The sequence below is a fragment of the Streptococcus parasanguinis genome (assembly GCF_040908565.1).
In the GTDB taxonomy this organism is placed as follows: domain Bacteria; phylum Bacillota; class Bacilli; order Lactobacillales; family Streptococcaceae; genus Streptococcus; species Streptococcus parasanguinis_AC.
The window spans coordinates 1-20,474 of record NZ_JBDGEA010000018.1; the positions used below are offsets into that span (position 1 = coordinate 1).

A 20,474-nucleotide genomic window follows, 5' to 3' on the forward strand; every position below is an offset into this window, starting at 1 on the left:
GAATAATGTAGAGGGCATAGGCAAAGGCAGAAACCAGTCCCCAAACTAGTCCTTTAGGAGTGATGGCTAATTGATTGAGTTGACCATGGGTTGCAATGAGAAAGGTCCCTGCGATCGCTAAGACCATGGAAATGACCTCAGATACTGTCGGAGCTACTCGGTCCTTAACACAAGAATAGGCCAAAACTACAATGGGACAGAGATATTGAAAAACAGTTGCCGTACCTGCATTAGTCGCATCAATCGCTTCTAGATAAGTCAATTGGGTCATTAATAACCCTAAAAAAGCAAATAAGAGCAAGGGAAGGTAGGACGAGCGGTCTCTTAGAAAGGCCTTTACTTTTTCCTGGTCTGCTAGATAAGCAAGAAGCAGTAGCACAGCCCCTGAAAACACTAAACGAATCGTTGTCAAACCAATTGCTGTAAATCCATGAGCCAACAGGTACTGGCCACAGGCTCCTGACAAGCCCCAAGCGATCCCAGCGATCAAGGTCATGAGTGTTCCTTTCATCGTCTTTGACATAGTCCCCTCCTAAATCTGTTCCTTACTTTTATTGTATCATAAAAGGCCGAAACGAAACGTTTCAGCCTCATATATTTCATATAAATTTATTTGCTTATTCAGGTTGAACCAAGATCTTGATTTGAGATTTATCTTGTGTTAATTCAACAAATCCTTCTTCAACGATATTTTCCAATTTAATTTTCTTGGTAACCAATTTTTCAGCAGAGAAGTAGCCTTGTTCCATCAATTCCAGCACTTTAGGGAAGATATGACGGTAGGCAATAATTCCTTTGAGAGATTTTTCTTGGATAGCAAATTCATTTGGATTGATGCTGGCTTCACGTTCCCAGATAGATACGACCATACATTCCCCAGCTTTATGAACAGCTGCAAGGGCTTGACCTAAAACAACTGGAACTCCAGTCACTTCATAAGAAACATCTGCTCCACCACCTGTTAAACGATGGATGGCTTCGACGATTGTTTCTCCTTCTTCTGGGCGAACAACGATTGCTCCCAATTCTTCCGCTTTCGCTTGGCGTTCAGGAGATAATTCAACCGCATAGATTTTTGATGCTCCTGCTGCACGAAGGGCTTCAACAATCAAAAGACCGATTGGACCCAAGCCAAAGATAACGGCTGTATCCCCAGCTTTCAATGCAGATTGACGAACTGCATAAACGGCAACGGCAGCAGGTTCTGTAAGCGCTGCTTGCTCATAGCTCAAGCTATCTGGAATCACATGGACCAAATCTCCATCTAGGACACAGTATTTAGCAAACCCACCATCTGCCGCAAGACCGACGAAGTTCAAGTTTGGATCGAGGTTGTAGTCACCAATTAAGTTGTGTTTTGCCAAAATTGGCTCGATCGTCACACGATCACCGACTTTGACACGAGTTACTTCGCTTCCAACTTCGACAATTTCTCCAGCAAACTCGTGACCGAGGGTAACGGGTGCTTTTTGACCAGAATAAACGTGCTCTTCTGTTGGAATGAAGATCGGTCCATCCAAATATTCATGTAAGTCCGTACCACAGATTCCAGTGAACTTAACTGCCACTTTTACTTGATGAGGTTGTACTTCAGGTACTTCCACTTCCTCGATACGAACGTCTTTTGCTGCATGCCAGCGAGCTGCTTTCATAGTAGCCATATGATGATCTCCTTTATATTTCCATGATTTGCATTTTCCTTTTCAGGAAACTCAACAAATCCATTGTAAGCCTTTTCACAAACTTTGTCAAGAAGAAACTGAAGATGAAAAAAGAGCCGCCCTTCGACTGCTCCTTCTTATTTCTTCTTGACTCGTGAAGTCTCTATTCTCCAGCCTACCATCCAACCAAGGACAAGGAGATAATTTTCAAGCGCACCGATCCCATTGACAGGCAGATGATAGTGAAAATAATTGAAGAGATGATTGGTCCCAATCCCAAGCCCACCAATGATCAAAGCCAATAGCACCGTCCGAAGATAAAACCAATCATATTTGAGATTAACAGCAATGAGAATCACAAGAACTGCCACATTCCAAAACCCAATCTCCCGTTGCCAACCGACAGAAATACCATATCCCGAATGACTTCCCATATAGGATGGAAAGAATAGCTGGAAGATAATTGCTCCAGACATAGCGATAATGACTAGGATAAATAAAACTCTTAAAAATTTATTCATGTAATTCCTCCTAATACCTGTTGACATGTAATCGTCTTTCCTATTCTAACACAATTTTATGGATAGTAAAAACCAACCTCTCGGCTGGTTCTTTTTCTATTACTCTTCTTTCAACTTAGCCAATTCTTGTGCAAGTAACTTGAGGGCTACTTGTGGGTTGGCTTGGCCTTTGGTTGCTTTCATGAGGAAGCCGGTAAAGGCCTTGTCCGCATTCCGTTTCCCTGACTTGAAGTCGGCTACGGCTGCTTCATTGTCTGCGAAGACTTGGTGGATGATTGGAATCAAGACTTCAGGGTCTGAAATCTGTACCAATCCAGCTTTTTCGACGTATTCACGCGCACCGCCACCGTTTTTCGCCAAATGAACGAAGACTTTCTTGGCAATCTTAGATGAGATGGTGCCATCTTCGATGATGGCAATCATTTCGACCAAGTTTTCTGGCGTCAACTCGATTTGTTCCAGTGTCTTGCCTTCTGCATTCAAGAATTGAGCTACTTCACCTTGGAGCCAGTTAGACACTTGTTTGGCATCGCCACCAAGGGCTACGGCTGCTTCAAAGAAGTCTGAAGTGACTTTGGTCGCTGTCAATTGATTGGCATCATAGTCAGATAAGCCAAGCTCTGCCACGTAGCGAGCACGACGGTCTTTTGGAAATTCTGGCAACTCCGTGCGCATTTCTTCGATCCACTCATCTGAGATTTCAAACAAGGGAAGATCTGGTTCTGGGAAGTAACGGTAATCCGCTGCTCCTTCTTTTACCCGCATAAGAATCGTGCTCTTGTTGGCTTCATCGTAACGGCGTGTTTCTTGGCGAATAATCCCACCCGAACGCAAGATTTTCGCTTGGCGCTCTACTTCATATTCAAGACCTTTACGGACGTTTGAGAAAGAGTTCAAGTTTTTCAACTCCGTCTTGGTACCAAATTCCTCTTGACCGTATGGGCGAAGGGAAATATTGGCATCGACCCGCATCGATCCTTCTTCCATCTTGACGTCAGAAATCCCAGTGTATTGGATGACTTCTTTCAAAGCTGTCAAATAAGCATAGGCTTCTTCCGGAGAACGCATATCTGCTTCAGATACAATCTCGATCAATGGCACCCCTTGACGGTTGAGGTCTACATAAGAGAAGCCATCTGTTCCGTGCGTGTTCTTACCAGCATCTTCTTCCAAGTGGGCCCGTTCAATCCCGATTTTCTTGGTTGAGCCGTCTTCCAATTGCACTTCAATCCAACCATTGTAACCGATTGGCTCGTCAAATTGTGAGATTTGGTAGGCTTTTGGATTATCAGGATAGAAATAGTTCTTACGGTCAAAGTGCATGTGCTGATGGATATCCATGTTCAAGGCCAAAGCAGCCTTGATCCCAGCGTCCACAACACCCTTGTTCAAGACAGGAAGTACCCCAGGGAAAGACCAGTCAATCACATTGGTATTGGCATTTTGCTCGTTTCCAAAGTGGGCAGAGGTTGGTGAGAAAATTTTTGATTTTGTATTCAATTCAACGTGGACTTCAAGTCCGATGACTGTTTCAAAGTTCATTAATTGTCACCTCCGAAAATTAGGGGTTGTTGCTTGTGGTAATCCGTCGTTGCTTCAAAGGCCGCTGCGGCTTGGTAGATGGTTTCTTCAGAATATTTCGGACCAATTAACTGCAAACCAACTGGAAGTCCTTGAGTAAATCCTGCAGGAATCGAAATCCCTGGAAGACCCGCCAAGTTGACTGGGATGGTCAACAAGTCCGCCAAGTACATAGCAACAGGATCATGATTGAGCGAATCCAAATCAAAGGCCACGCTTGGTGCTGTTGGACCAAGGATAAGGTCATAATCCGCAAAGACTTTTTCGAAGTCTTGGATAATAAGGGTCCGAACTTGACCAGCTTTCTTGTAGTAGGCATCGTAGTAACCAGATGACAAACTAAAGGTACCAAGCATGATCCGGCGTTTGACCTCATCACCAAAACCTTGGCTACGAGTGTTCACGTAGATATCATCCAAGTTCTTGGCATCTTCCGCACGGAAACCATAGCGAATCCCGTCAAAACGTTGCAAGTTTGAAGATGCTTCTGAAGAAGCGATGATGTAGTAGACAGCAACCCCGTATTTAGAATGTGGCAGACTGACTTCTTCGACAGTTGCTCCCAATTTCTCAAAGTGCTTAGCTGCATTGAGAATCGTTTCTTTGACTTCTGGATCAATCCCTTCCCCTAGGTATTCCTTAGGCAAAGCAATTTTCATCCCCTTGATGTCTTGACCAATCTTAGAAGTAAAGTCTGCTACACGAACAGGTGCAGAAGTCGAATCCTTGTCATCTGCACTGGCAATGACATTGAGCAATTGCGCATTTTCCTTAACCGTTGGTGAGAAAGTCCCAATTTGGTCAAGTGAGCTACCAAAGGCAATGAGACCAAAGCGTGAAACTGTTCCATAAGTTGGTTTGAGACCGACGATTCCGTTGAAGGCAGCCGGTTGGCGAATAGAACCACCCGTATCTGAACCAAGAGACAAACGGACTTGTCCTGAAGCGACAGCAGCTGCTGAACCACTAGAAGATCCACCAGGCACCTTGCTGTAGTCCCAAGCATTCTTGGTTGGTCCATAGTAAGAAGTCTCACCAGATCCACCCATGGCAAACTCGTCCATGTTGGTTTTTCCGACAACAATCATACCTTTGGCTTTGGCATTGGCAACAGCTGTCGCATCAAAGATGGGCTCGTAGTTATAGAGCATTTTTGATGCCGCAGTGGTCAAGATGCCATCTGTTGAGATATTGTCTTTGACGGCGAGTGGAATCCCTGATAAGAGATTATCTGCATCAATCCCTTTTTCATCAATGGCCTTGGCTTGTGCAAGGGCAGCTTCTTCAGCCACCGTCACAAAGGCATTGACGGCTTCTTCACGCGCCTTGATATCGTCAAGTGTCGCTTGAGTCAATTCGGTTGCTGAAATTTCCTTAGAGACAAGGAGGTCGTGCAACTCTTCAATGGTTTTATGGTTGAATGACATTAGGCATCTCCTCCATCTTCTAGGATAGCTGGCACCTTGATGTAGTAATTGTCTTTTTCAGGTACATTTTTAAACAAATGGTCGCGGTCAGTGCCTTTTTCAGCGACATCCGGACGCAATACGGTCTTACGATCCGCCATGGTTGTTGTTGGGGCTACACCGGTTGTGTCCACTTCTTCCAACAATTCCACCATGTCGACAATCTTCGACAAGGTTGTCGCAAACTCAGCTGTCTCTTCTGGAGAGAATTTCAATTTTGAAAGATTGGCAACGTGGGTTACCTCTTCTTGCGTAATTTTCATCTTGCTTCCTTTCGTGAATTGATGATTTTTCAATACCCTCTATTTTACCATAATTTAGCTCAATTTGCTTGCCTTAGAAAAAATCTGTAGGACTTTTTTGTCGCTACAGATTCTTCATTTTATATTGCTTTTTCGCCTAATTGTCCCATCTCTATTAGAGTTTCTTTCCAGAGTTTCTGGACATGAGATGCGAGGTAGCAAGAAGCCAAGTCATAAGAAGCCTGATGAAATGGTGCAAGGTCACTTTCAAAGAGCTGGACCAGCTTGTCTGCCAACTCTTTCACCAATTGTTCTTCTGGCACTGTCTCGCTATAAGGTACCAAAAAGCCATTTTCACCCTCTTTTATAAAAGTTGGATTGCCATAACGAGCATCAAAGCCGAGCAAGGCTAATCCTGCTCCAGCCGCCTCCATCAAGGTCAATCCAAAGGTCTCCCACTGAGAAGTGGTGAGGTAGGCTTGGTAGCAAGGATAAATCTGCTTAAGATCCGCATGACCACGTAGATGAATAAAGTCTTGCGCTTCCAACTCCTGAATCAGGTGTCGCAAGTTATCCGCTTCGCCACCCTTTCCATAAATATCAAACTGAAGGGCAGAGAGGCGTTTATGAGCTTGAGCCACTACTCGAATGGCTAAATCGATGCGTTTTCTTGGATCCAAACGGGAAGCTGTGATCACGCTAAAGGGAGGTCGATCTCCTTGTGATTCCGTCAATTCTTCTAGATGCCCTACTGGAATACTATAGATCGGAATTCCTTGGCATCCTTGTTTAGCAAGTGTCTGCTCCAAGACTTCTTTTTGAAGATCCGTCGCCGTGATGAAGTAATCGAAGCGTTTGGCATACTTGAACACATAATAGTACTCATAGTTGAGATGGCCATTTTCAAATTCGTGCTCTGAATGAAACACCATGGCGAGCTTGGAAGGATTATCTTTCTCCAACAAAGGGCGGGCAAAATCCATGCGCGAAGCCCGATCAAGCAGAATCAGATCCCCTTCTTTGAGCGAAAGTTTCGACAGAAAACGTCTCATCACTTCTGTATGGTTGGTCAAAATCTCAGGCCCCAGTTTATAGAGCCAGCTTCCACCTAACCTCAATTCTTCAAAAGCAATACTTCCATCTTGATGGTGATAGGTCCTTCTGACAACACTACCATACTGAAAATACTCTGTGGCAAGTTTACAAGCTCCATAATACTCTCGCTTGACCAGATTCCCGGCTAAAAGATAATCTACATAACGGACACAGTCTTTATGATAGGGATCCAGATGGAAGGTCAAAGCGCTGTTATCTGCAAATTGATAGCGAATAGCTTCTTCTGTTTTTTCAACAACATCTAGACGAGTCAGTTGAAACTCCATTTGCAAGGCCCCCACCGTCTTTTGAGGGACTGTAGTCTGTTGATCTGTAAAGCCTAAATGGGCAAAAAGCAACTCCTCATCCCGATGCCCCAAAGAGAGGTAATAGGCCAATTTTTCTGGAGTGGGCCAAGTGGTAAAGACAAACTTTGCTGCCACTCCTAGACTCCGGAGCATCTTTGCCCGAGAGGCTTGTGCAACATCGACTCCATTGGGTTCAAATCCCACTAATAGATTAAAGGTATAAATGGTCATGCTGTTCCCCCCTCTAATCGCTTAAAGATCTCTTTCAGAGCATATTTTTCAGGCAGTTCCAAGATCCTCACTTGCTCTCTTAACAATGATTTAAAGGTGTCTGGCTGCTGGACTAATGCTTCTAATTGATTTCTCATTTCTTCTACTGTATCGGTAATCGTGCTCAATTCTTTATAGGCTTCCTGGTGCACTGTACTCTTCAACCCAAACAAGACTTGCCCATTTTCAAGAGCATGAAGGCTACTGTTCCACACTTCTTCTCCTCGGTTGCAATCCAGATAAATAGAGCAGCTGGATAACAAGTTCTCATATTTTTCTAGCGAAATCCCTGGATAGAGGTGTACATTAAAACAAGTCTCCAAGTCTGTTAATTTTGGTCCCATAGCTGTCAAAGCAGCAATGTGAAAGTTCACTTGTGGAAAATCGTGAACGAGGTCTGCTAAGCCTTCAACCTCTTGAGAAGCCGTCATGACCAGGGCTTCTGGTTGAAACTTCTCCTGGTCCACGTCTACGAATCCTGAAAGACTTGTGTAGCCTTCTTTTTTCTCACCTAAATAAGCATCCTCCAGCACCAGGATCTGCTCAACCTGCTCTTTGATTCCTTCTAGTTCGGCACCTGTACTTGTACACAAGGCAAGTCGTTCCTTAGGAATCTCTTTCACAACATCTAACAATGTTTTATCCATCAAAAGGATGGCTTCATTGTCTGCCAAGACTTGTTTCAGAACGGCTCTTTGAAGCTCTTCTTTATTGGCATACAGATGATCCCGTCCTTTAGGGAGTTGATGCAAAAAAGTCCCTTGCAAGACAAAATGAAGCAGGACTTCTTCTTGTTGACGATTCAAAAAAATGTCTAAATAAGGTTGACCGGTTTCCGTAAGGAGACTCTGCTTGCTTCTCCAGCCATAGCGGTTGTAAACATCAATGGATACAATCTCCTCTCCCTGACCAAACCACTCCACTCTTTCAACCGTTCGTGACAAGATATCCTCTCGCAAAAGCACATTGGCACGACGTTCCTCCCCATCAAAAAGATAGGTCGTGATCCCAAGCGTCCAACATTCCCATAATTCTGGAACCTCTAAATCATTGAAAAATAAAGGGTTCCCAACTGTTGATGCCGGGTCTTTTTTGGTAAAAAAGGTCGCCAGACTATCTGTCTGTTGATCCAAATCTGTTTCCAAATTGGTCACAAACACACGGTAGGGCTGGCCAAGTTTGTCCAATAATTTTCGCAAACGATCCAGCTCTCTGGTCTGCTCTGATGCAATAATGAACATGCTGATCCTTTCTCATCAATAAGTTCTTAGTCCATGGTTTCAACGAAACTGAGGTTGATCCCCACGCGCTCATAGGTTTCTGACTCTTGCAAGCCAGCTTCTTCTAGTTTTTCAAGAGCCCGTTTCAACCGCGTTTTATAGATATAGCGGTGCCAGGTCAGATCATAGCCCAACATCCCAAGAAGAGCCAATTTTTCTTGCTTGGCTTCCATCTCATCGAGTACCCGCTTTTCTGTCCAAACTTGGGACAGAGTATCTGAACGACCCACGCGATACCAATAAATACATTTCTCCGTATGGACCACCCGATTGGCTTTTAAGAAGAGCTTATACATGAGAAAGTTATCTTCAACATTTTTTCCGACCGGAAAACGAAGTCCTTCAAATAAGTTACGCTTATAGAGCTTCATCATAGCACACGCCCAGGCCATATCTCTGGTCTCCTGAATGGCATCGTGGTCCATAATTGTTCGCCCCTCATAAAGGGTCTCTGAATAATCATCGTCCGTTACCTTGATCAAGTATTTGCTACTACTGTCATCATAGAGGTTATAGTTAGCTACCGAGACATCCGCATCATACTTCTTCAGTTGGCGATAGAGCACTTCTACATAGTCCTCCGTCACCCAGTCATCTGGATCAATAAAGGTAATGTAATCACCAGTAGCTAACTCAATCCCTGTATTGCGGGCAGCGGATAAACCCCCATTTTCTTGACGGACATAGCGGATGCGCGCATCCTTCCTAAAAAATTCTTTACAGATCTCTTCTGACTGATCTGGCGAACCATCATTGACCAATATGATCTCTAAATTCGGGTAAGTCTGATGGATAACCGTTTCCAAACATTGTCTCAAATAAGCTTCTACATTATAGATGGGAATGATAATACTGACTACTTCATTTGCTTCCATACTTCTTCTCATTTCTCTTTAAATAATCGCGAATCGCTGTCACCATCTCCTGCACCTGATCATCCCTAAACACCTGATTCTCACCATTCTCCACATGATTGGTTCCTTCAAAAGAAAAAATAGGGAGACCTTGTCGACTGATCGTTTGCGTGATTTGATCGACCTCATCATAGGGATTGATATCCAGATAAACATCCAATTTTTCTAGGACTTTTCGACTGGTCAAGGGATCAAAAGAGGGATAAAGAAAGAGGTTAGGGTAGCGTTCCAATTGCACCAAGTTAAAACCAAAATGACTATGGGCAAGGACATGAATCGCTACGTCCGGCAACTCTTTTAACAACGTCTCCAACTCTTGGATATCTGCTGTATGGGTATAAATAGCCGCATGATAAGGAAAATCTCCCACTAGATCTTGATAGGTTTGCTTCAAAATCGGTTTTCGAAGCAAAATTTCCTCCCAAGAGAGGGCATAATAAAACCACCATAATTCACGAAAACGATTGAAGCGTTTGGAGGTCCATGGTTTATTATGAGAGGTGTAGTGAACGACTGCTGGGATCCCTTGGAAGGCATCATACCAGTCCAAATCACCATAGAGATATTGATCCTTATCAGACCCTACTTGTAGATTATAGGTCCAAGGTAATGGATACCAAGCATCTTTGAAATACAGGTTCAAAATTCCTTGATCTCCGTAGACATGCTGATGGTGCTTGCGAGTAAGGTCAAAAAGAGCCTCTGTCACTTGGTGCTCTTGCCACCAAGCCTTATCAATCACCAAAAGTCCAGCATTAAAACCATCTGTCGTCGTCGGCTTATCAACCACTGCACCCAGTCCATAACCTTTTAGATCGACCTCAAATAAAGGCGATAAATCCTGTGTAAAGATCATATCACAATCCAGATAGAGGATTCGCTCTTCTTCCACCATCTCTGGAATAGCGTAACGGAAATAGGTTGCATAGTGAATATGGTCACTTGGAAGCGAAAAGGACTGGAATTGCTCGGGAAACATCCGACAATTGATCACTTCTGAATCCAACTGGCGCAAGCGCTGATTCATGATAGTAAACCACTCCGTTGGTAGATCTTCATTTAAGACATAAATTTTCAACCGGTCCTGATGGGCACACAGTGACTTCATCGCGGTTTCCAACTTTTCCATATAAGACAGATTGGCTGAAAACACAACAGCTTTTTTACTCATAACTTCCCCTTTTTTCTTTCATTAGAATACCATTTTCAAGAGAGGAAAACAATTTCTAAGCCCAAAAAAGAGGCCTAGACAAGTATCTATGACCTCTTTTACATCGGTTTCTTATTTTTGGTCTAATACAGCTAGTGTATCGTCTACCAAACTTGCCCCTAAGACATGCTTGAAGTGATTCAATGCAAACTGGTGATTTTCAGGAGTGAGCGACGCCACTGCAGGTTCCACAACTTCGATCTGATAACCCAGATTGTAGGCATCAACCGCTGTATGGAGAACACAGATATCGGTCAAGACACCCGTCAAAATAACGGTGTCCACATGACGTTCCCGAAGGCGGATATCTAGATCCGTCCCTGAAAAAGCAGAATAATGACGTTTGTCCATCCAAAAGACGCGTGGATCCGCTTTGTGCTCCCGATAAAAATCTGCTAAAGGGCCGTACAAATCACGTCCACTAGTCCCAATGATATTATGGGGTGGGAAGAGCTTGCTTTCAGGATGAAATGGATCGTCTACATCATGCGCATCAATGGCAAAAAAGACATAGGCTCCTTGGTCAAAGGCCAATTGGGTCACCTGAGCAATGCTCTCAGAAATGGCTTGGGCGGGAGCCCCTGCCGTTAGCTTACCTTCATCCGCTACAAAATCAACGGTGTAGTCAATCGAAATTAATGCTTTAGCCATTAGTAGTCTCTTTTCTTAATTTCTTCAAAAATATCTGGTATCAACACTTTGAGATAGGTTCCCTTCATTCCAAGAGAACGGCTTTCAATAATACCGGCTGACTCCAATTTCCGGAGTGCATTGACAATCACAGAGCGAGTGATACCAATCCGATCTGCAATGATAGAAGCAGTCAACTGTCCCTCATTGCCTTTCAATTCACTAAGGATGGCAGAAACAGCCCGCAATTCAGAGTAAGACAAGGTATTGACAGCCATATTCACCGCTGTCCGACGACGAATATTCTTCTCGTCTTCCTCGCGTTGGTAGTTCAACATTTGAATCCCTACCACGGTACTCGCAATCTCAACCAAGATCAAATCATCATCCGCAAACTGTTTATCATTGCGCCAAATGATCAAGGAACCCAATCGAATCCCAGAAACATGAATAGGCGCAATGGTGGTCAAGCCATCAGGAAATTCAGACTTGGTTTCGACCGGAAAGATACTCAAATCATGGTCCACATCTAAATTAGCTTCTGTATCGTAGACCAAACTAGCTGCCTTGGCATAATCTTCTGGTAATTTTTTATTTTGAAAGAAAGCTTCTACCCGGTCATTGTTGGTCTTGTAACGCATGAAATAACCAAGAAGGGTTCCCTTGCTATTAATGATACAGGCATTACAGTGGATAATATCCGCTAATTGCTGGGCAATATCATTATAAGGCATCTCGAACTGCAACTGTTCATCAGTCCGTTTCAAGATGGATGTAATTTTACGTGTCTTTTCTAATAAGTTTGCCATAATAAACCTCGCATATAGTCAGCTCAAGTATATCATATAAGTGTGGGAATTTCAATCAAATTATCTGAAAATTATTTATTTTTTCTACAATTATGCGCAATTCAGAAAAATGTCGTTTCGATGACATGGATTTTATAAAATGAATCAAAAAAAGATTGAAGACTTTCCTCTTCAATCCTTTATCTAATTAACGTTTGTATTGCTTCAAGAAACGAGTCATTTTTTCTTGAATTTGAGCTAACTCATCGACACGTGGAAGGTAAACGATCCGGAAGTGATCTGGATCTTTCCAGTTAAATCCGCGGCCATGAACCAAGAGAATTTTTTCTTGCTTCAAGAACTCTAAAACAAATTGTTCATCATCATCCACGCGGTACATGTCCCGATCAATCTTAGGGAAGATATAGAGACCAGCCTTTGGCTTAACAGCTGAGAGACCTGGAATATCATTGATGGCTTTGTAGATAAAGTTCCGTTGTTCGTAGATTCGACCACCTGGAAGCAAGAGTTCATCCACGGATTGGTAGCCTCCAAGAGAGGTTTGCACAACTTGTTGAGCCAAGACATTTGAACAAAGACGCATATTGGACAACATGTTCAAACCTTCGATATAGCCCTTCACATGGTGCTTGGGTCCGGATAGAACCATCCAACCAACACGGAAACCGGCAATCCGGTGAGATTTTGACAAGCCATTCATACTCACACAGAAGAGATCAGGCGCTAAACTTGCGATAGCCGTGTGTTTTTCACCATCCATGACCAAGCGATCGTAAATTTCATCCGCAAAGATGATCAAGTTATTTTGACGAGCGATCTCTACAATCTCAAGCAGGATCTCATCTGGATAGAGGGCACCTGTTGGGTTATTCGGGTTGATAACAACGATAGCCTTAGTGTTTGAGGTGATTTTCGACTTGATATCTTCAATATCTGGATACCAGTTTGCTTCTTCATCACAAAGATAGTGAACCGCATTCCCACCAGCTAGGCTGACGGCTGCTGTCCAAAGAGGATAGTCCGGCATGGGAACCAAGACCTCATCCCCGTTGTCGAGCAGTCCTTGCATGGACATGACGATCAGCTCACTCACTCCATTTCCAAGGTAAATATCATCAATATCCACATTTGGAATTTTTTTCAACTGGCAGTACTGCATGATGGCCTTGCGGGCTGAAAAAATCCCTTTTGAATCTGAATAACCTTCACTATCACGCGCATTCATGATCAAATCATGGATGACTTCATCTGGAGCTGTAAAGCCAAATTCAGCAGGATTCCCCGTATTCAAACGTAGAATTTTTTCTCCATTTGCTCGCATGCGCATGGCTTCTTCCAAGACTGGACCACGAATATCGTAAGCGACATGTTCGAGTTTGCTTGATTTATTATATTCCTTCATATTCTGCCTCGATTCACGAAATTATCTCTATTATACCACTAGTTCAAATAGAGTACAAACCGAGGACTTTAAAAATTCTGCAAAAATATAGCAGAAAAGCGAGACTTTACCTTTACATTCTAGCTCAAAAGAGATAAAATATAAGTGTATAAAGAATAGGATTTCCTTCTATTCTATCCATGTTTTCAAGCTATAAGGAGGTAGGATTATGTCTCAAAAATACGAAAATATTATGGTCGCTGTCGACGGTTCTCATGAAGCAGAATTAGCCTTTGAAAAAGGGGTTAACGTTTCTCTTCGCAACGGCTCTAAATTGACGATTGCCCACGTCATCGATACCCGTGCCCTTCAAAGCGTCTCAACTTTTGATGCTGAGGTCTACGAAGAATTGCAAGAAGAAGCCAATGAATTGCTCAAAGGCTACAAGGAACGTGCTGAAAAAGTCGGCGTTCAAAATGTTGTGACTGTTGTAGAAATGGGAAATCCAAAAGTCCTCTTAGCCAATGATATCCCAAGTAAGGAAGGAGTTGACCTTATTATGGTCGGGGCTACCGGACTCAATGCCTTCGAACGGTTAATGGTCGGATCCTCCTCAGAATATATCCTTCGCCACGCCAAAGTAGACTTACTAGTGGTACGTGATAAGGATAAAACCATGTAAGAAAGAACATATTTCGACTTCTTTGTAGAACACTTTACTTATCTTAGTAAAAAATAGTTTGTCTACATTCTAAAAAAGGTTTGGAACCTTTGTTCCAAACCTTTTTTAGTTGTCTTTTTTTGCTTCTTTTTGTTTTGCATGTTTTTCGTAGGCCTTGAGCTGGCGATCGAGTTCTTTTTTGATGGCTGGTTCTGGAGCGTATTTTTCTTCCCAATCATCTGGCTTCAGAATTTTGTGGGTTACTGGATCAAAGTGCGCCTTTCCATCTGGGAAAATCTTGCCCATATTGGCCCGGTGAACAATCTCAAAGACCTCTTCAGGATCGACCCCCATTAGAACAAAGCTACCATAAGTCAGATAGAGGGTATCAATCAAGGCATCAACCTGCCCTACCATGGAGATCTCAGCTGGGTGCTTGCCACGAACCTTATCTGCAGCCTTATCCAAGGCTTCGTGAAGAGCTGCTACCGAGCGATCAAATTCTTCCTCACTTGTGCTAGCTGCTCGGACAAATTCTACCAACTCCTCTTGCTTGAACATGGTTCGATAAAGGGCATCTTGAGGCTGCCAAACAACTGGTTTCTCCTGGGTCTCCCCATCCATCACACCATGGAAGGTTTTGACCTTATTGAAGTGATCATCCTTAGAAAGAAAGAGTTCTTTCTCTGAGAGAATACCAAAGTGTTGCAGGGCCTTTTGAATGCCATCCTTGCCATTACTGGTCGTGGTATGCTTGGCAATTGCCTTGACACTAGTCGTCCCATTTCCCATCGCAATGGACAAGCCAACACCTGAAAGCATCTCTAAGTCATTATCAGAATCACCAAAAGCCATCACTTCATCGATATCAAAGCCAAATTCCTGACCAACGATGCGGATCCCTTCTAACTTGGAAATCCCTGGGTTGAGGACATCTGCTGCAAAAGGACTAGACCGTGTGAATTTCAGATCCGGAAACTCTTTTTCAATTTTTGCAGTCTCCTCTGGACTCGATAAGATCAACACTTGGTAGATTGGTTCTTGCGCTAGTGCATAGAGGGTGTCCTGATCTTGTGGGACGACCTTGCTGACCACTTTGTTAAATCCTCGACTGACTGTACGGGCCATTTTGCGGGGCACAAAGCGACTGGACCAGGTTGAAATAGGACTCATCCCAAAACTCATGATCCGAGAACCAAATACCCCATCCTTGGTACCGAGAGCAATTTCCTTGCGGTGTTCTCGAGCATAGTCAATTAGTTGGTGCAGACTCTTTTTATCGATTGGGCTAGTAAACAGCACGCGGTCCTTGGTCAAAATATACTGACCATTATAGGTCACTGCAAAATCAAAACCATAGCGTTCCATAAACGGTTTGACAAAGGCCGGTCCCCGCCCTGTCGCAAGGCCTACATAGATCCCTTCTTCCTTTAAAGACTGAATGGCTTTTTCTGTTGATTTTAGGACCGCTCGACTATCATTAACCAAGGTTCCATCGATATCAAAAAAGACTGCTTTTATTTCCATGTCTACTGTTTCTTTCTTTTTATGATAAAATAAATTATATCACATATTCCAAGGAGCTTCACATGTTTAAGAAAATTTTAGCACTACATACCGGAGGAACCATTTCGATGGCGGCAGATGACTCTGGGGCAGTGATTACCAATGAAGTCAATCCCATGACCCAAGTTACTTCACCAATTGAAGGAATTGCAGTCACCTCAGAGGACTTCTTCAACCTTCCCAGCCCTCAAATGACTCCTCGTCACATGTTAGCTCTATATCAAAAAATCAAAGAGGAAGCTCACAACTACGACGGCATCGTTATTACCCACGGAACAGATACGCTGGAAGAAACAGCTTATTTCTTGGATACCATGGAGTTACCAGAGATCGCTGTGGTCATTACAGGAGCTATGCGAAGCTCTAATGAGCTAGGAAGCGATGGCGTCTATAATTTTCTGACAGCCCTTCGAGTGGCTGCCGATCCAAAAGCACGTGATAAAGGGGTCTTAGTCGTCATGAACGATGAAATTCATGCGGCTAAGTACGTCACCAAAACCCACACCACCAATGTCAGCACCTTTCAGACACCAACCCACGGCCCACTAGGTTTGGTCATGAAAAAGGAAATCCTCTTCTTTAAAACAGCCGAGCCAAGGGTGCGCTTTGATCTCGATACCATCGATGGGTTCGTTCCGATCATCACTACCTATGCAGGGATGAAAACCGATCTGCTGGACATGCTGGATCTTTCAAAGCTTGATGGCCTCATTATCGAAGCCTTTGGAGCAGGAAACATCCCTAAAGAAACGGCACATAAACTCCAAGAGTTTATAGATGCAGGCCTTCCAATCGCTTTAGTATCCCGTTGCTTCAATGGGATCGCTGAACCCGTCTACGCATATGAAGGAGGAGGCGTCCAACTCCATCAAGCAGGTGTCTTTTTCATCAAAGAATTAAATGCCCCCAAAGCGCGCATCAAACTCCTCATCGCCCTCAATGCCGGCCTAAAAGGACAAGAACTCAAAGACTATATCGAAGGGTAAACTAAGATACAAAGGGCGTAGCGGATACAGTCAAAATAGGGAATACGACGAAGAATCCAAAAGATTCTAGGAGGATTCATCTTTTTGACACAATCCGCAGCCCGTGTTCAATTCGTGTAACGGCAAGCACTATGGTGCCTTGCCTACACGACTCACTAACTCCTCAGGTGGATGGTATCGATCCACCTTCGTCCTGTCGCATTTCATCAAGATACAAAGCCCGTAAAATACAATCTTAAAGGGAGTAGAGTGGAATCCAAAGAATTTCCACTCTACTCCCTTTTTTGCGTCTAGTCTAAATGTTCTTTCTTTTCTAAATATAGCGAGAGCAAATGCCAATCTGGGTGTTCGCGCCAATCTGGCGTGGCTACGATCTGGCTGGCAACTTTCCTTGCTTCTTCCAGAATGGGATAATCTTCTACCAAATCCGCCACTTGAAATTCTGGAATCCCAGATTGACGGGTTCCAAAGATTTCACCTGAACCCCGCATTTTCAAATCTTCTTCCGCCAGCACAAACCCATTGGTTGTCTCTGTCATGATTTTCATGCGCTGCTTGCCACTATCTGTCTTAGGATTGGCTACTAGAATAGCATAGGATTGCTTGTTTCCCCGACCAACCCGACCTCGAAGCTGGTGAAGCTGGCTAAGACCAAACCGATCTGCATCCATAATGACCATAACGGTTGCATTGGGTACGTTGACTCCTACTTCAATAACGGTCGTAGACACCAAAACATCGACTTGCTGCTCTTTAAAGGCCTGCATGATGGCATCTTTTTCTTCACTTTTCATCTTCCCGTGAAGAAGAGAAACGCGTGCTCGCTGTCCAAAGAAGGTCTCTAGCTCTTCTTGAAGGGCAAGGGCGTTTTTCAAATCTAGCGCCTCTGACTCCTCAATTAATGGAGAAATAAAGTAGGCTTGAGAACCTTTGCCAAGTTCTTTGACTAACCAGTCGAGGACCACTTCTAACTGCTCATGCTTGACCCAACGTGTGATGATTTCCTTTCGTCCAGCAGGCATCTGGTCAATGATGGACACATCCATATCTCCAAAGGCTGTAATAGCCAAGGTCCGGGGAATAGGGGTAGCCGTCATCATCAGGACGTCTGGATTTTGTCCTTTTTCTCGAAGGATACGGCGCTGGGAAACCCCAAAACGGTGCTGTTCATCAATAATGACCAAGCCTAGATCTTGGTAGTGAACTCCCTCTTGAATCAAGGCATGTGTCCCCACAATCAGTTGAGCAGTTCCTGAGGCGATCTCTTCTAAGACTTCTCGTTTCTCAGCCACTTTTAATCCTCCTGTTAGAAGGGCAATTGGCAAATCTGGAAAAAGATTTTGCAAGCTTTCCTTGTGTTGCTCTGCCAAAATCTCCGTTGGAACCATCAAGGCAGCTTGCTTACCAGCGCTTAAGGCTGCATACATGGCAAGACCGGCCACGACTGTCTTCCCGCTTCCCACATCCCCTTGTAAGAGGCGGTTCATATGATAAGGAGAGGCCATATCTGTCAAGATTTCATTCAAGCTGTTTTCTTGAGCTTGCGTTAGCTCAAAAGGAAGCTGTTTTTTTCGTTCTGCTAATTTTTCTGGATCCCAGCCCAAGGAAATCCCTTGGCTGGCATCGTGATTTTCTTCTTTTAGCACTTGGAGTTGCAGCTGGAAAAAGAGGAGCTCTTCAAATTTTACCCGGCGAAGAGCTTGCTTGTACTCTGCCAGATCCTTAGGAAAATGCATAGCCTGCACTGCTTGAGAGCGTGACAAGAGTTGATAACGCTCCCGCAAAACTTGGGGCAAATTCTCTTCTAAAAGCTGATCCAAGCCCTGATCGAATGCTATTTTGATCAATTTCACCAGGCTGTTTTGGCTGACTCCTTGCGTCACCCGATAGACTGGCTGCAAATCATCTTCCACCTGAGCCAAGAGCTTCATCCCCGTCAAACTGCCTTTTGCCTTGTCCCATTTCCCAAAAATCGCTACTGTTTGCTGAACCTCGATTTTGTCTGCTAAATAGGGTTGATTGAAAAAATTAACCGCAATCACTTGGTCTCCTTGTTTGATTGAAAAGCGCAAGCGATTTCGTTTGTAACCATAATATTGGACATTGGCTGGAGTTGCTACCACCCCAGAGATGACAGCTTTTTCCCCATCTTCCAACTCTAAAACATTGCGCGTTTTGAAGTCTTCATAGCGAAAGGGGAAATACAAGAGCAGATCTTCTAAGGTTTCAATCCCTAACTTTTTAAATTTTTCCGCCGATTTTGGACCGACTCCAGGCAGTACAGATAAGGGTTGGTGTAGATTCATTTCTCCTCCTTTCTTTTATAAAAAAGCAGGTCCATCCGGGAAAATCCCACCTGCTTCTTCTTATTCTTCACCTGTATAGTCACGAGGAATCCGATCACTCAAGAGACAGACCACTTCATAATTAATGGTACCACGGTAATCTGCAACCTCTGTTGCCGTGATTTCTTTCTCGCCCTCACGTCCAATCAGGGTAACCTTGGTCCCCAGAGGCAATTCTTCAGGAAGGCGAACCGTTATCTGGTCCATCGAAACGCGACCAACAATGGGACAAAACTCACCCTTGATCAGCACATGGAAATTTTGCATCTCTCGGATCCAACCATCCGCATAGCCGATAGGAATCGTCCCAATCCATTGGGATTCTTCTGTCGTATAAGTTGCTCCGTAGCCAATATCTTGACCAGCTTCTAACTGTTTCACATGAACTAACTCACTCACCAAACTCAAGGCTGGCTTGATTTCATAAGGCAAGGCTAACACAGAACCACTGGGATTCAAGCCATACATGACATCTCCCAAGCGCACAGCCGTGAAAATCGTATCCGCATGCCACAAAGAGGTGGCAGAATTACTAGCATGGACAATGGGAGGAAGGGTTTCAAGAGCAGCCAATACTTCTTTGAAAAACTGGTATTGCGCTTGGAATTTTCGATCATCTGCTTCATCTGCTGTCGCAAAATGAGTAAAGATTCCTTCAATTTCAGCTCCAGCTGCTAAGAGAAGTCGTTCAGCCACTTTGATGTCTTCGATCCTTCGGAATCCGATCCGCCCCATTCCTGAATCCACCTTGATATGGACCTTCAATCCTGAAAGATCTGCTTCTTGTCCAAGCAATTGGTCCAACCAAGCAAGACTAGCCACCGTTAAGCGGATGCCATGCTCTTTGGCCAGATTCACTGTTTCACTTGGCACAACTCCCAAAATCAAAATAGGGTGTTGCAAGCCTTCTTCACGGATTTCGAGGGCTTCATCCATATTGGATACACAAAAGCCATCAACCTGAGGTGCCAATTTTTTGGTTACTGCAGCGACCCCATGACCATAGGCGTTGGCCTTGACGACTGCATATTTCAAGGCTTGACTCGGAATATGCTCACTGACTTGTTGCACATTAAAGGCAATGGCATCCAAATCGACTCTTGCAACAGTTGGTCTATGTTTACTTGCTTTCATTTTCTTCCTCCAAAATGACACTGGTCGACACTAGGTCTCCCTTGTGACTGATCGAAATCCATACCTTCCCAGAAAAAGGAGACTTGGAAAAATAGGGAGCTCCGTGGGCATCATTTAAAATTTCTAACTCTTGAAAACCAACTGGTCCAATCCCTGTTCCCATTGCCTTTGAAAAGGCTTCTTTGGCGGACCATCGGCCCGTTAAATATTCCATTTTCCGTTTTCCAGACAATTCCTCAAAGCGCTCTCGCTCAGCCCCGGTTAAGACTTTTTCAGCGAATCGAGTATTCTTCTGATAGGCTTTTTCAATCGCAGCGATCGATTCGATATCGATGCCATGTCCTTTGATCATCTTGTTTTATCCTTATTTATCGTTTCAGTATCGTTTTACTGACAAAAGAGAAGGGGCTAAAG

General features: G+C 43.9%; 19 protein-coding genes. 2 read left to right on the forward strand and 17 right to left on the reverse strand.

What is annotated here, in order from left to right:
- The 13 genes from AB5Y61_RS08730 to AB5Y61_RS08790 all read right to left on the reverse strand — a co-directional run.
- Nucleotides 1-523, reverse strand: a 523-nt coding sequence (locus AB5Y61_RS08730; protein ID WP_368403867.1) for an EamA family transporter, incomplete at its 3' end; no start/stop codon positions are given.
- Between the two features lie 94 nt (nt 524-617).
- Nucleotides 618-1,661 carry a 2,3-butanediol dehydrogenase gene (locus AB5Y61_RS08735; RefSeq protein WP_368403868.1) on the reverse strand — a complete coding sequence of 348 codons (1,044 nt, stop codon included), beginning with the start codon at nt 1,659-1,661 and terminating at the stop codon, nt 618-620.
- Nucleotides 1,662-1,798: 137 nt separating this feature from the next.
- Nucleotides 1,799-2,182 (reverse strand): hypothetical protein, encoded by a 384-nt coding sequence (locus AB5Y61_RS08740; RefSeq protein WP_368403869.1) that lies wholly within the window; start codon nt 2,180-2,182, stop codon nt 1,799-1,801.
- 99 nt (nt 2,183-2,281) lie between these two features.
- Nucleotides 2,282-3,724 carry an Asp-tRNA(Asn)/Glu-tRNA(Gln) amidotransferase subunit GatB gene (gatB, locus tag AB5Y61_RS08745; RefSeq protein WP_368403870.1) on the reverse strand — a complete coding sequence of 481 codons (1,443 nt, stop codon included), beginning with the start codon at nt 3,722-3,724 and terminating at the stop codon, nt 2,282-2,284.
- Nucleotides 3,724-5,190 carry an Asp-tRNA(Asn)/Glu-tRNA(Gln) amidotransferase subunit GatA gene (gene gatA / locus AB5Y61_RS08750; RefSeq protein WP_368403871.1) on the reverse strand — a complete coding sequence of 489 codons (1,467 nt, stop codon included), beginning with the start codon at nt 5,188-5,190 and terminating at the stop codon, nt 3,724-3,726. The genes gatB and gatA overlap by 1 nt, the downstream gene beginning before the upstream one ends.
- Nucleotides 5,190-5,492 (reverse strand): Asp-tRNA(Asn)/Glu-tRNA(Gln) amidotransferase subunit GatC, encoded by a 303-nt coding sequence (gatC, locus tag AB5Y61_RS08755; RefSeq protein ID WP_368403872.1) that lies wholly within the window; start codon nt 5,490-5,492, stop codon nt 5,190-5,192. Before gatC ends, gatA begins: the two co-directional genes overlap by 1 nt.
- A gap of 119 nt (nt 5,493-5,611) precedes the next feature.
- Nucleotides 5,612-7,105: a glycosyltransferase gene (locus tag AB5Y61_RS08760; RefSeq protein WP_368403873.1), complete on the reverse strand. Its 1,494-nt coding sequence runs from the start codon at nt 7,103-7,105 to the stop codon at nt 5,612-5,614.
- Nucleotides 7,102-8,385 (reverse strand): accessory Sec system glycosyltransferase GtfB, encoded by a 1,284-nt coding sequence (locus tag AB5Y61_RS08765; RefSeq protein WP_368403874.1) that lies wholly within the window; start codon nt 8,383-8,385, stop codon nt 7,102-7,104. The genes AB5Y61_RS08760 and AB5Y61_RS08765 overlap by 4 nt, the downstream gene beginning before the upstream one ends.
- A gap of 26 nt (nt 8,386-8,411) precedes the next feature.
- On the reverse strand, nt 8,412-9,299 hold the full coding sequence (locus tag AB5Y61_RS08770) for a glycosyltransferase family 2 protein (RefSeq protein WP_368403875.1): 888 nt from the start codon (nt 9,297-9,299) through the stop codon (nt 8,412-8,414).
- A complete protein-coding gene (locus tag AB5Y61_RS08775) occupies nt 9,286-10,509 on the reverse strand; it encodes a glycosyltransferase (RefSeq protein WP_368403876.1) in 1,224 nt (407 codons plus the stop codon). The genes AB5Y61_RS08770 and AB5Y61_RS08775 overlap by 14 nt, the downstream gene beginning before the upstream one ends.
- A 111-nt stretch (nt 10,510-10,620) precedes the next feature.
- A complete protein-coding gene (locus AB5Y61_RS08780) occupies nt 10,621-11,199 on the reverse strand; it encodes a cysteine hydrolase family protein (protein ID WP_134974223.1) in 579 nt (192 codons plus the stop codon).
- Complete coding sequence (gene codY, locus AB5Y61_RS08785) at nt 11,199-11,987, reverse strand: GTP-sensing pleiotropic transcriptional regulator CodY (protein ID WP_024054997.1); 789 nt, start codon at nt 11,985-11,987, stop codon at nt 11,199-11,201. Before codY ends, AB5Y61_RS08780 begins: the two co-directional genes overlap by 1 nt.
- Nucleotides 11,988-12,174: 187 nt before the next feature.
- Nucleotides 12,175-13,389 (reverse strand): pyridoxal phosphate-dependent aminotransferase, encoded by a 1,215-nt coding sequence (locus tag AB5Y61_RS08790; RefSeq protein WP_049473129.1) that lies wholly within the window; start codon nt 13,387-13,389, stop codon nt 12,175-12,177.
- Nucleotides 13,390-13,597: 208 nt separating this feature from the next.
- On the opposite strand from AB5Y61_RS08790, the gene AB5Y61_RS08795 reads away from it, so the two are divergent.
- Nucleotides 13,598-14,050 carry a universal stress protein gene (locus AB5Y61_RS08795; RefSeq protein WP_003008541.1) on the forward strand — a complete coding sequence of 151 codons (453 nt, stop codon included), beginning with the start codon at nt 13,598-13,600 and terminating at the stop codon, nt 14,048-14,050.
- A gap of 105 nt (nt 14,051-14,155) precedes the next feature.
- On the opposite strand, the gene AB5Y61_RS08800 is transcribed toward AB5Y61_RS08795, so the two are convergent.
- Entirely contained in the window at nt 14,156-15,556 is a 1,401-nt protein-coding gene (locus tag AB5Y61_RS08800) for a Cof-type HAD-IIB family hydrolase (RefSeq protein ID WP_045759800.1), read from the reverse strand.
- A gap of 62 nt (nt 15,557-15,618) precedes the next feature.
- On the opposite strand from AB5Y61_RS08800, the gene AB5Y61_RS08805 reads away from it, so the two are divergent.
- A complete protein-coding gene (locus tag AB5Y61_RS08805; protein WP_368403877.1) occupies nt 15,619-16,581 on the forward strand; it encodes an asparaginase in 963 nt (320 codons plus the stop codon).
- Nucleotides 16,582-16,871: 290 nt separating this feature from the next.
- On the opposite strand, the gene recG is transcribed toward AB5Y61_RS08805, so the two are convergent.
- From recG to acpS, 3 genes are read right to left on the reverse strand one after another with little or no spacing between them, the layout of a single operon-like run.
- Nucleotides 16,872-18,887 (reverse strand): ATP-dependent DNA helicase RecG, encoded by a 2,016-nt coding sequence (recG, locus tag AB5Y61_RS08810; protein ID WP_368403878.1) that lies wholly within the window; start codon nt 18,885-18,887, stop codon nt 16,872-16,874.
- A 60-nt stretch (nt 18,888-18,947) separates the two neighbouring features.
- Entirely contained in the window at nt 18,948-20,060 is a 1,113-nt protein-coding gene (alr, locus tag AB5Y61_RS08815; protein ID WP_021153771.1) for an alanine racemase, read from the reverse strand.
- Nucleotides 20,047-20,412 (reverse strand): holo-ACP synthase, encoded by a 366-nt coding sequence (gene acpS, locus AB5Y61_RS08820; protein ID WP_049471826.1) that lies wholly within the window; start codon nt 20,410-20,412, stop codon nt 20,047-20,049. Before acpS ends, alr begins: the two co-directional genes overlap by 14 nt.
- Nucleotides 20,413-20,474 lie beyond the last annotated feature (62 nt).